This window comes from Bacillus cereus group sp. BfR-BA-01311, assembly GCF_022664295.1.
Classification (GTDB): Bacteria; Bacillota; Bacilli; order Bacillales; family Bacillaceae_G; genus Bacillus_A; species Bacillus_A cereus.
In genome coordinates this window covers 44604-57313 of the sequence record NZ_JAKUHC010000012.1, presented here as the reverse complement: position 1 = coordinate 57313, position 12710 = coordinate 44604, and the positions used below count along the sequence as shown (strand labels likewise).

The following is a 12710-nucleotide window of genomic DNA, read 5'->3' as shown; positions in this document are numbered from 1 at the left end:
ACATTTATCCTCTATATTTTGATTTTTTAATTTACACTTTATTTATTTCTATTATTTTCAAGTATTTCCTGTATTCTTTTCCACACAAAAAGCTGCTTTTCTTTAAATGAAAAGCAGCTTTTACACTAAAATACATTATAATTTAACAGCAATAATCATAAATCTTTTTGAATTCGTACGAATCCCTTTTTCAGAACTATACGTATCAATGAACTTTTGTAAAATAGTAAAATCCTCTTCCTGTTCTCCGAATCTAGGAATAATAGGGGTATGTTTTAATAAGAAAATGAGATCTTCAGACCTACTGTAATAATCAGTAACATCATATTCACGTACTTGCACGAGATCAAATCCTGCACTAATAAGTTCATTCATATAATTTTCTTTTAAAGTACCATCCCGTTCACCTAAGCATTGTCCTCTACCAAATGCTTCTTTCAGGTTTAATTTATCATTCTCACTTACTTGTTGTGTTAAGAAAAAGGCACCCTTTTTCATTACTTTCGCTAACTCAGATGCCAGAAACGGGGCATGACAACTTGAAGCAATATCAAAATGTGCATGTGGAAATGTTAAAGCTTCAGAACCCATTTGAAGAAACTCAACATTTTGTACACCTGATTTTTTCAAGTTAGAATGTGCCGTTGCAATCATGCCGTTAGAATTATCAATTCCAATCAACAATTTAACTGATGATGCTATGTTAAGTACATTTTCTCCTCCACCTGTACCAACATCAAGTAAAATATGTGATGGTTTACACCTTTCTTTTACCTCACTATAAAAGTCCCATGTATCTCCTACAGTTTCACATTTTATTTTGCTAAAATCCCATCCATTTAATCTTCCTACTTTATCATAGAAGCTTTTATACTCTAATTCGTTCATCTTATTACTTCCCCTTTGTAAAAATAAATTAAATATGTATAATAACCTACGACACTCCTTAATTATATATTATAAAATACAAATTATTAAAACAATATTTCCCTTCACACCACAATAAGTTTACATAACATTTTTATGGTTTATCTTTATCTATATATTCTAAATGCCCTCTTCCCCAACTACACATACTATCCAAAACAGTACTGACTGTTTTTCCATGTTCAGTTAAGCTATATTCTACTTTAGGTGGTATTTCTTGATAAATTTCGCGTTTTATTAGTTGATCTTGCTCTAATTCACGTAATTGCTTCGCTAACGTCCCTTGAGATATATCTGGTATCAATCGCTTTAATTCACCAAAACGTTTCATTCCATCTGTTAGCAAAATAAACAAAATGAGTGGCTTCCATTTCCCACCGATTATTTGTAATGTTGCTATTACCCCTTTTAACTTCGGTTCTTGTAAATCCATTTTTCTCACCTCTCCTCAGATATCATAAAATGAAACTTTAATCAGTGGGGGTTTTGTTCATCCCACACTGATTATTAGTTGAACCAATCGGGCTTTTACGGGCTATTGATCTCTTACCTAACTTCCTTGCATTTTCCTAACTTTGAGGTGAGAGTTTTACTGCCCGTTAATGCCGGATAAACCATATTTAGAAATTTTTCCTATTACTTATCCGCATGTATAGCGATTAGTACGAAATTTGCGACTATGTACATATAAAGTGCGTACTTTTCACTTGCTCCCTTTTAGCGAATAATAAAAGCATAGCACAGTTAGTTATATTCTAAATTTTTTATTAAAGGAGTGGCTAAAATATGTCTATTACTACATTAAAAAATAGCCGTATTGTTATCATTGGCGGGAGTTCTGGTATTGGATTAGCAACAGCAACACAAGCAATTAAACAAGGCGCACATGTTATTATTGCCGGACGCTCGGAAGAAAAATTAAAAGTTGCTCGAGAAGTAATAAATAACAATCATCTTCAAACTTATATATTGGATAATCAAAATAAAGAGCAATTACAAAATTTTTTCAAGATAGTTGGGAACTTTGATCATTTATTCACACCGGGAGCCTCTTACACACTTGGACCGATTACCTCTACAGAGGAAATTGCTGAAAGTAGCTTCATCGGAAAGTTTTGGCCTCAATATTATGCCGTAAAATATGCAATTCCTTTTCTTTCAAACTCTGGATCGATTGTGTTAATGTCTGGTGCATTTAGTCAAAGACCACTTAAAGGCGCACCTGCCTATGGAGCTTGCAATGGTGCTATTGAAAGTTTAGGGAAGGCTTTAGCTGTGGAATTAGCTCCTATTAGAGTTAATGTGGTTTCTCCTGGAACAATACAAAGAGAAAATGAACAAAACGAAAATAGACTAGTTGCTTACAAAGCTTATAAATCTCTTTCACTTGTACAACGAGCTGGATATAATGATGAAATTGCACATACTGTCCTATATTTAATGCAAAATAGTTTTACTACGGGTAATGTATTGTTTCCTGATGGAGGATACACATACCATTAATTATTAAAAATTTAATGCCTCCTTGTATTAACTAGTATTAAGGAGGCTATTATTAACTAAAAAAGGGATATATTAATGTAGGATCTTCTTTCAAAAGTTCTGCTAACAACAATAATTGCGGAAAAGGTCATAAGATTAACTCTTTATCCAGCAACCCCTTTTGTTCTCGAATCATTCCGCCTCCTCGCATAAAAACCGCCCTAATTTCTATTCCCTACAATTTCATATAAAATCAATATTATAAAGTAGGATTCAACAACTTCTTACAGAATTCTATATTTAATACATATTGGACGGATTATTTTCAAATTCCTCTATAAAAAAGGGAGGTCATACAATTGTGAAATTTGTACAAGAACGAAGATTAACTGTCAAGACAACTTTTTCAAAAGAATACAAGATTTTTATTTTTGGTTTACTCATTTCACGAATCGGGGATTCATTATATACTTTTGCACTGCCTTGGATTGCCTATCAATTAACTGGTTCAGCTGTAATTATGAGTTCTTTATTTGCTGTTAACGTATTGCCAATCGTTTTATTTGGTCCTTTAGTTGGTGTAATAATTGATCGTTATGATCGAAAAAGGTTACTTTTGGTAGCGGATATTAGCAATATTATTTTAGTAAGTCTTGTTCCAATACTACATTCATTACATCTATTAGAAATCTGGCATTTATGCATAATTACTTTTATGTTAGCAGTTATGTCCATGCTTTTTGATGTAACAACAGTTACAGTCATTCCACACATCGCAGGTGCATCATTAACGAAGGCTAATTCTTTATATCAAATGGTTAATCAATTGGCTAGTTTGTTTGGTCCAATCATAGCTGGGCTTTTCATATCTTTTATTGGCGGCTTTCAAGTACTTTGGATTAATGTTCTTTCATTTATTGCTACATTAATTGCTGTGATTATATTACCTTCTATGAAAAACTTAAATAAAAAGAATACTGATAAAAAAACATTGCAAAATGTACTAAATGATTTGTTTGATGGATTTAAATGGCTGAAAAATGATCGGTTAAATATAGCTTTGTCACTTCAAGCAATGGTAGGTAACTTTGGAGCAAGTGCTGTTTTAGGTATACTTATGTATTATTTATTGTCGACATTAAATCTTACCTCCACACAAAGTGGCTATAATTATACTTTAATAGGAATAGGTGGGCTTTTAGGAAGCTTAATTGCCGTTCCTTTAGAAAAGAAATTCCGACGTGGTGTACTTATTCCTTTACTCCTATTTTTGGGAGCGCTTGGATTAACATTTGCTTTGTGGAGTACATATTGGCTCGCTCCCGGAATTGCTTTCGGAATCGCGATGACATGTAACATCACATGGAATACGATTGTTACATCAATTCGGCAGGAAACTGTTCCATCCAATTTGCAAGGACGTGTTTTAGGTTTTTCTCGTGTACTTACACGATTATCTATGCCATTGGGGGCATTAGTAGGTGGAATTATTTCAGCCTACAATCCTGTATTTATATTTGCTTTAGCTGCTTTTACTAAAATAATTGAAGTATTTATTGCCTTATGTAGTCCGATACGAAAACTGTAAAGAGGAAAAATTATATATTTTGAGATATTAATAAAATAAAAAAGGCATAAAACATGCCTTTTTTATTACTTATTTGTTTATTGGATAACAAACTTCTGTAACCCACTTATTAGGATCCGATTCCATCGCTGGGCTCACATGATAAATATTAAACATCGGGCCTGCTAATTTGTAACCTTCTGTCTCAATCCATTTTGCCGCAGCCTCATTTACAGCTATCATCTGTTCATAACTTCCATTAACTGTTATAGAAGCTACATTAGTCGATTCCATATTTTTAAATGTAACGTCTTTTGTATTTTCGTGCTTACCTAGAATACTTAGCTGTATTTCTATATCTACATCATTTTCTTTGTATTCACGATCATGGAAAACCGCAATACTATAACTCGGTTGGGCAATACTAATATTTTTCATTTGAATTTCTTGCATTAATACACTCCATAAATTACCTTCGCAATTATACGATGGAATAATCTTTCTAACACTAGCTACAGTTCTTTCTGGAATTTCTTTTATTGAAACATGATAATTCATCTCAACAACATCCTCTCTCATCGTTTTCATTGAGTCTTCGAGGAGACGTAATTGTTTTTGGAGGTTATTCATGTCTTCTTTAATTTGAGCACTACGATTTAAAAATTGCTCTTTTATGGTATCTATATTATCGCATTCTATTATTTCTTTGATGGTAGCAATATTAAACCCCATAGCTTTTAACATTTGAATTTGATTTACTTTTTTTAATTGGTCTGCTGAATAAAATCGATATCCACTCTGCTCATCGACTTTTACTGGTTGTAGTAATTCCACTTTATCGTAGTGTCTCAACATTCGTATACTAATGGAAGATAGTTTTGAAAAATCCCCTATTTTAAACATGATTTCCTCCTATAAGTTACATCTACTTTGAAGCTCAACTTTATCTTAAACAATGACATTGTGTGAGGGTCAACTATTTTTAACGATTTAAATAACAATTTAACATGTTATATTTATATAATTAAAAACCTATATTCCTGTTTTTATGACTACTGCAATTGACAATCCATCACTAGTTATTTTTCTCAAGACATTCATAAACCGCTATCATATCTCGTTTATCCAACTCACGTATGCGATTAAAAATTGGTATTTGTCCAACAGCTTCTGTTAATAAGCTTTCATTCACAACATCACTTACTTTTCCAGTTAACCACGTTTGTACATCCACGCCCTCAACAACTTCTTTTAACCCTTCGTCATTAATACCACTTGCATTACAAGTTACACATGGAATTGTTAGTTTAAAGACACCATCATGTAGATTATCTTCGGTTATCACTTTCTTACCTTTACAAAATGGACATGGATTACTCTTTTTAATTTTATTAATTTGGGTAACTAATTTTTTGTATCCAAACGCTTCGTATACATACGTAAGTTTTTTATATTTACCATTTGTGAAATACTTATCTATAATGGTTTCTCTCGTTTCATAAACATTAGGGAAATCACAAACAGTTACTTGATTATTAACACTAATGGATTCGATATTTCCTTTTATTTCACTCCAGAATGGTAAGACATTTTGTAACACCATTTCATAGTTTGAAAAGCTTGCTTGTTCTAATTCAAACATTTTCAATGCAACTTGTGCTTTTCTTGGCAATAAAGAAACATCTTCCGTCAATACCATATCGCCACCAACAATAGACTTCAATTTAACAAGTGCCGGTAAATCACCAACTGTTTTCAATACTTTATTAATAGGCTGATTGATTATTTCACGAATATCTACGTTACCAAATTTAAGTGGCTTATGATGATTTAAAACCGTCCCCTCACAAATTGGACATTTCATCATTTTTTTTGAACTCTTAATTTCTTCTTTAATAGGTGCTTTTGAAATAACAATATATCCACCAATAATTGTATTAAACCCTACCCATGTTCTGCGTGTCTTTCCTTTTTTATCATAAAATGATTTTTCAAAATATCCGTACCAAAACGTATGCTTTTCTTCTTCTGACATATCATTATAGCTCTTTGACAAATCGTGACCAAGCTCATTTTTTATTTCTTCGAATAGAAATTCTATTTTTTCATGCTGATAAAACTTTAATACCTTCATGATTTCTGGATCGAATAGCCCATCCCAAAATGGAACACTTTTATCTTGAATGGCAATATCTTTATCAAAAACTTCAATTTGAAGACGTCCAGAACAAGATGGACAATGATTGTCCTGTGAATAGAAATCAAAACTTCTCGTATCTTTATTAATTGGATGAGCAGCTACAATATGATTAATTAATCCACCAATCTCATATAAGAAACTATATTGACTATATAAATGTCTTTCAAGATCAATAGCAATAACAGGTGCGATTGTATCAGATTCATATTCACCATAAATTAACCTAGCCATTGATGATAAACTTTTTAAAATACCGCCCTTATAAACATTTTCGGCATTTTTAAAATAGTTAATATGATTTTCTTCTAAATAGTGAACTCCTTTTTTCTGCTTAAGCATTGAAGAGATATTTATTTTCTCTGTGCTATTCACATTACTTTTTTGACGATAGTAATCCTCATGATTAACAACATCCAAATGCTCTACAGATTCATTCTGCCTTTTTCCAAAATCAACTATATAATCAGAGCTTTCTAACATGTAACGATTATGCTCAATCATAATGATAGAAACTGATTCATCTTGCAGAATACCTCTAATACTATCGATAAATTGATTTAAAATATTTTGTGATAAACCTTTTGAAGGCTCATCAAAAATGAATAATGTATGTGGATTTCTAGTGTTTGCAAATAATTCCGAAACTAAATGAACACATTGAAACTCACCTGTCGATAATGTTTGTGTTTTTCTCTCTAATGTTAAATAGCCAAGTCCTAATTTAATTAGTAGGCTCAAACGTTTATAAGCGATATCTTCATTTGGAAGTTCATCAATAATATCCTCAATCGAGCGCTCAAAAATATCATCAATGTCTTCACTATACTTTGTTAGTTTCTTTTTAATATCTAGGAAAGTTGCTACAGTTGATCGACTTGTAATTGATTGATTTCGGTCTTGTCCCACCATAACTAATTTATCTTTTGGATATCTTTTCAAGAAATCTGTAGCTAGACATTCATTGACAAGTGTAGATTTCCCACATCCTGATTCTCCTGTAACCGTTACAAGCCTGTTTTTAGGAATTTGAAACTCCTCCATTTGGATATTACGGCAATATAAATCATAGAATGTATAATATTCTGTTGGTATTTCTTTATTTCGATCCCACAGTATTGACTTTGGTCTTGGTGATTCTTTCACAATTTTCCCGCCATATTTTCCGCTACCAGGTCCAAAGAACAATTGCTCATCAGTTGTATCTAGTACCGTATCTGAATGATCAATAAGCCAAATTTGATTTTTACACCCTAATCGTTTTATCTCTTCTAAAATTTGTAATAATGTTTCATGATCAAGTCCAACTGAAATCTCATCAATAATAATTACAGCATTTTCACTTACTGCCATGAATTCAGCCAAATAAAGTCGTGTTAACTCTCCACCTGACAACGTACCCATAATTCGATTTAATGTTAAATAACCAATGTTCATATTAATAATATTTTGCAGTATATGCTGTTTTTCTTCACTAATATTTAATTCTTTTGCTAGTGAAAGAATAGATTCAACACTTAAATCATTAATATTTGAAATTGAATGTGGCTTGGCCAACAAATCAATTTCATGTTGTTCAATTTCTTCACTATAACGTTTTCCCTTACATTTTTTACACTCAACATTTTTTGTAGTACCACGGCCTTTACAACCAGTACACCAGCCTAATTGATTATTAAATGAAAAGACCTCTGGAGAAAGATTAAATACTTCAGCAAGTTTTTCCCGAACCTCTGTAAAAACACCAGTATGAGTACCAATCGTTGAACGCGGATTAGACGAAATCGATGATTTTCCTAGAAAAAGTACTAAAGGCATTTCTTCCATCTTAATGGCACTAAAATTTGTTTCCATAATGTTAGGAAATAAATATTGATATTCAGCCTTTGGTAATAAAGAAACTAATCGTTTTTTTGATTCTTCACCAATTGTTTGGCAAAAAGTTGTTTTACCCGATCCAGATAAACCAGCAATTCCAAACGATTTATTAAACGGTATAGTTGCATCTAATTTATTTATGTTATTAGCAATTAATTGATTTACTTTCATATTAACCTCTATTCTTATTTATTCACAAAAGCATTTTTACAATATAATAATTACATAATGAATATTACCTATTATGCAATTATCCTCTCACTTCATGAATCTTATCCTTGTATATTTCAAACCATTGTTGCCATTCATCTTTAGAAAATCCTTTCTCTTCTCCTTTTAAAACGTAAGAAAAAAGATTTAAACAAATATGCCAACCAGCTATATCTCTCGGTGTATGATCTGTTAATTCATGAATGTACTCTTTAAGAAGTAACAAAGTACCATTCTCCTCTTTATGTATTTCAAATCGGACACGGTCTTTATCCCAAGTAAATTCAAGTACTGAGTTTAGTTTACACTCTAAAATATCAATGTTTATGAATGAACCGTCCATCATGTCGAACTTTATTATTCCACCAGTTTTAAGGCTTTCAATCTGTAAATTGGACATCCATTTTTTCAGCTTACTGTTTTCTGTTAATACAGACCAAACTTCCTCTACCGTATATGGAAATTCGCGTTCAAATTTTACAATATATCCATCAGTTAGTTTCCCAATTTCAGCTATCATTTTGATTGCCTCCTTATATAGAATGTATGTTCTCACTTCATTTTACACGAATATAAATATAAAATAAATATTTATAACAACGAAGTGTTAATTTAAAGTGAATGGTGCTGAGAAAAACTTAAATATTTTCTAAATCGAGTTATATAATATTGAAAATTAAATATAGATTTACGTACAAATAAAAAAAGACGCATTTGCGACTTATGAAATCATAGGATTAACTCCTTTTTTTGTTGAATGATTAGCGCTTAATCGCATCGACAATTAGCGATGGAAAACCAAGTTTATCGCCTTTATTTCTAGAATCATACCTTTTCGAACGGAAAATAACACCGTCGTTTGCATCCCATTCGTTGTAATAAAACCGACCATTTTCATCACAATATTCAAGTAAAACTACCTCGAATCCAGCAGTTTCAAACATTTTCGTTAATGTTATATAATTATGAACGATTTTATGACTTGCTGCTGGATGATCTTTCGGACCGGGGCCCCCTATTTGAACTATATTTTGATATGCCTCATCCTGAAAGAATGCATCAGGGACTCCGCACCGAATATGACCAGATGGTTTTAAAAATTCATAACAAATTTCAGCTGCTCTTACACCTTCTTCAAAAGTAAGGTGTTCCCATACATGCTCAGCTAAAATAGCTGAAATAGAGTTGTATTCAAATCTTTCTTCCCACGTAGCTTTATCTAGTAAGTTAAGTTCATCTTCTTGCGTTTGAATCCAACCTGGATTATTATTAAACACTCCAGCTCCGACAACTACTTTAATTTCGTCTTGTTTTATTGCCACCATGTTCACCTCTTAAATATTTTAATTCATTAATATATTCTATGTTTACTATTATCCTTCCTCCTTTAACAAATTTAGTACCATGAGTCCAGTACAATACCGAACTCATGTCCTAAAAACTCTCTAACGTAACGATCTGTCTAACTCTATAAAATTAGTTCATAATATACGATTTTTCTTACAGAAATATAGCACAGCAAACATTAGCATAATACCAATTACGTAAAAAATTGTTGTTCCGCTCCCACCAGTATTAGGAATTACCCAATTATTCTTCGCATTTTTCACTGTTATTTTTTGTGTCTTTACTGCTTCTGTAATTTCTATTTCTATTGGATCCCTAAGTAACATGTATCCGTTCGGTGCTTTTATTTCTTTAATCGTATACTTTCCAATTGCTAATTGGTTGGAAATCACCTTTCCTTTTTCATCCGTTATTAATCTACTAACTTCTTTCCCTTCTTTATCTAACACTTGAAATACAGCGCCTTTTAGCTTTAATTCACTATCCATATCATCAACTTTCTCAATTTCAAATTGTCCAGTCGGATCTGGTAATTTCTTATTTCCTATTTTAATTTCTACTACTGCATCTTTTTCTACTTTTACAGTTATTTTTTCTTTTAATAATTCGTAACCTTTAGGTGCTTCTACTTCCACTAAGGTATAGTTTCCTATTGCTAAGTCTTTTGATATTACTTCTCCTTCTTCATTTGTTACTAGTTCTCCAACTATTTTTCCTTTTGAATCTTCTATATGAAACTTTGCCCCTGCTAGCTTTTTATTTTTATCACTTATGTCTACTTTCACAAGCTTCATTTTCCCCATTGGATCTGGCAATTTCTTATTTCCTATTTTAGTTTCTACTACTGCATCTTTTTCTATTTTTACAGTTATTTTTTCTTTTAATAATTCGTAACCTTTAGGTGCTTCTACTTCCACTAAGGTATAGTTTCCTATTGGTAAGTCTTTTGATATTACTTCTCCTTCTTTATTTGTTACTAGTTCTCCAACTATTTTTCCTTTTGAATCTTCTATATGAAACTTTGCTCCCACCAATTTTTTATTATCATTATTACTATCAACTTTTTTTATTTTTACTTTTCCAGTACTAGGCTTGTTCCAATGTTGCCAGTTAAATTTGAAATTGTGAAATTCAAATCCACCAGTTTGTTGTACAGCGCCGACAAATGCTTGTCCATTAATCGAGCCGCCTTTTGTTTCTAATACAGCATTTGGGGCAAACACACTCCCAACGACACCATATCCCTCTGTTGTAATTTTTTTCGCATTTGGAAAAACCCAAATCACTTTCCCGTATAGCTCAGTAAACGGGGAATTAGAAGAATATGGTTGTGATGTAGGAATTATATCCGTAGCCCTTCCAATATTGTTCGTGTCATATAGAATAGCCCCATTTTTAAATGTAACCTCTGTTGCATCCGAATACATAACAATAAAATCTTTGTCCTTAGCACTCGGTAAAAATACATCTCTTATATCTAAATTAATTTTCCCTGTCAATTCTGATGAAACATAAATATTAGGATTGTTTATATCTTTTCCGATTCCATGACTCATATTTGGAATTGGGGTATTTGTTTTATATTGACCTGCATTTTTACTGACTTGGTTCACTATATTGCGAAATTCATTAAATTTCGCATCAATTTCTAGTTTTTCTTTATAAACGATACGATCATAAGAGGATTGTATGATGCGATCTGGATCACTCTCTTTTGTCATTACGACTATTCCGTTTTGAATGATAAAAGATTCTTCTCTTGATTTCTTAAATTTTCCAGACAATAACAAGGACGGATATCCCTCATCAACCCATTTTTCACCTACTATATTAGATGTTCCCGCTGCAGCACCTACAATTGTATACCCCGATGCATCCATATCACCTTGAACTGCAATTGCTCCTTCAATGTCGCCACCTATTGCTTTATGGTTACCAAAGACAACAGCATTATAGCGCGATATATCACCTAGACCTTCTAAGTTTGTCGTGGATCCATATACTTCTTTTGGTACATATATGACAAAACTTACACTTAACATTAACAAAACAATAAAATGAATACTTACCAACTTTAATCGTAGCCTCAATTCCTTTGTTCCCACCTTTACCGTATTTTTTCTATAGTCGAATAAAATGAAATTTTTATTAATGATGATTTACTTCAATCCCCTATATACCTTCTTTACTTATCTCTGAATTTACGGTCCCACTTCCCATTAATGCAGGATAAATACATACATTCTATCGAGTAAACCTTTTCTTATAAATTACGACTAGAAACACACATAACAATAGGATTGGAACTATTACAGTCCACTTATTAAATATAAATATCTCTGTACTCACTTTTTGTTTTTCTTTCTCGTTTAACTCCACACGCACACCTCGAACTAGCAATCTATTGGTGTTTACTCCATAAGGCGTACACGTAATTAAAGTTGTATAATCTTTATTTTCTACAATTTGTAGATCGTCCGTTTCGTGTGGTAACACTACTTTAATTTGATCTACTTTATAAGCAAGAACTTTGTCTAAAGAATGAATATAAAAAAGATCTCCTTCGCTCAACTTATCTAAATCTGTAAATAATTTTGCTGATGGTAAACCACGATGCCCTGTTAAAATAGTGTGCGTATTTTCTCCACCTATCGGGAGCGAAGAAAAATCTAAATGACCTATCCCGCGGCTCAATACTTCCTCAGATGTCCCTTGATAGATTGGCAGTTTTATATTAATTTTGGATATTTCAATATACCCCATTACATCTCCTAAATTTAACGCATCAGCATATGCTTGATGATTACTTTTTTTTTCAGAAAATGGATCAGTAAATGTTTTCGTGGAAGTGTGAACTTGTTTATTATATTCGGCTGCTTCTTTTTCCCTACGTTCGACTTCTTTCTTTTGTAGCGCTTTGATCTTCTTATCGTAAGAGCTAATCTCAGAATAATGTGCACGAGTCGCCAACCAATTACTAATAGTAGGATATAAAAAAATACCTAATCCAAATAAGAAAATACCTCCCAAAACAAGATTTCGTTTCATATTTCCACCTCTGTATACGCTTAAATATCGAAAAGAGGAAAGCATTTTGCTTCT

10 protein-coding genes are annotated in these 12710 nt (G+C 32.1%); 2 read left to right on the top strand and 8 right to left on the bottom strand.

Annotation, left to right across the window (positions count from 1 at the left end):
- Nucleotides 1–135 precede the first annotated feature (135 nt).
- Together MR136_RS22290 and MR136_RS22285 are read right to left on the bottom strand one after the other, a co-directional pair.
- Nucleotides 136–888: a class I SAM-dependent methyltransferase gene (locus MR136_RS22290; RefSeq protein WP_136363418.1), complete on the bottom strand. Its 753-nt coding sequence runs from the start codon at nt 886–888 to the stop codon at nt 136–138.
- A 133-nt stretch (nt 889–1021) separates the two neighbouring features.
- A complete protein-coding gene (locus tag MR136_RS22285; RefSeq protein WP_000365520.1) occupies nt 1022–1360 on the bottom strand; it encodes a winged helix-turn-helix transcriptional regulator in 339 nt (112 codons plus the stop codon).
- Between the two features lie 353 nt (nt 1361–1713).
- Here MR136_RS22285 and MR136_RS22280 point away from each other — a divergent pair, with 353 nt between their 5' ends.
- The gene (locus MR136_RS22280; RefSeq protein ID WP_242259602.1) at nt 1714–2430 is read left to right on the top strand and encodes an SDR family oxidoreductase; all 717 of its coding nucleotides are present in this window, start codon (nt 1714–1716) and stop codon (nt 2428–2430) included.
- 340 nt (nt 2431–2770) lie between these two features.
- Complete coding sequence (locus tag MR136_RS22275) at nt 2771–3997, top strand: MFS transporter (RefSeq protein ID WP_242259601.1); 1227 nt, start codon at nt 2771–2773, stop codon at nt 3995–3997.
- Between the two features lie 69 nt (nt 3998–4066).
- Here the strand turns inward: MR136_RS22275 and MR136_RS22270 are convergent, their stop codons facing one another.
- From MR136_RS22270 to MR136_RS22245, 6 genes are all read right to left on the bottom strand, one after another.
- Nucleotides 4067–4879, bottom strand: a complete 813-nt coding sequence (locus MR136_RS22270) for a MerR family transcriptional regulator (RefSeq protein ID WP_103622062.1) — start codon at nt 4877–4879, stop codon at nt 4067–4069.
- A 172-nt stretch (nt 4880–5051) separates the two neighbouring features.
- Nucleotides 5052–8222 (bottom strand): ATP-binding cassette domain-containing protein, encoded by a 3171-nt coding sequence (locus MR136_RS22265; RefSeq protein WP_078421661.1) that lies wholly within the window; start codon nt 8220–8222, stop codon nt 5052–5054.
- Nucleotides 8223–8301: 79 nt separating this feature from the next.
- Complete coding sequence (locus tag MR136_RS22260; protein WP_078421660.1) at nt 8302–8781, bottom strand: SRPBCC family protein; 480 nt, start codon at nt 8779–8781, stop codon at nt 8302–8304.
- Between the two features lie 241 nt (nt 8782–9022).
- Nucleotides 9023–9586: a class I SAM-dependent methyltransferase gene (locus tag MR136_RS22255; RefSeq protein ID WP_000225721.1), complete on the bottom strand. Its 564-nt coding sequence runs from the start codon at nt 9584–9586 to the stop codon at nt 9023–9025.
- A 156-nt stretch (nt 9587–9742) separates the two neighbouring features.
- Nucleotides 9743–11698, bottom strand: coding sequence for a SpaA isopeptide-forming pilin-related protein (locus MR136_RS22250; RefSeq protein WP_242259600.1), 1956 nt, complete (start codon nt 11696–11698; stop codon nt 9743–9745).
- Between the two features lie 154 nt (nt 11699–11852).
- Entirely contained in the window at nt 11853–12656 is an 804-nt protein-coding gene (locus tag MR136_RS22245; RefSeq protein WP_078421599.1) for a class C sortase, read from the bottom strand.
- Nucleotides 12657–12710 lie beyond the last annotated feature (54 nt).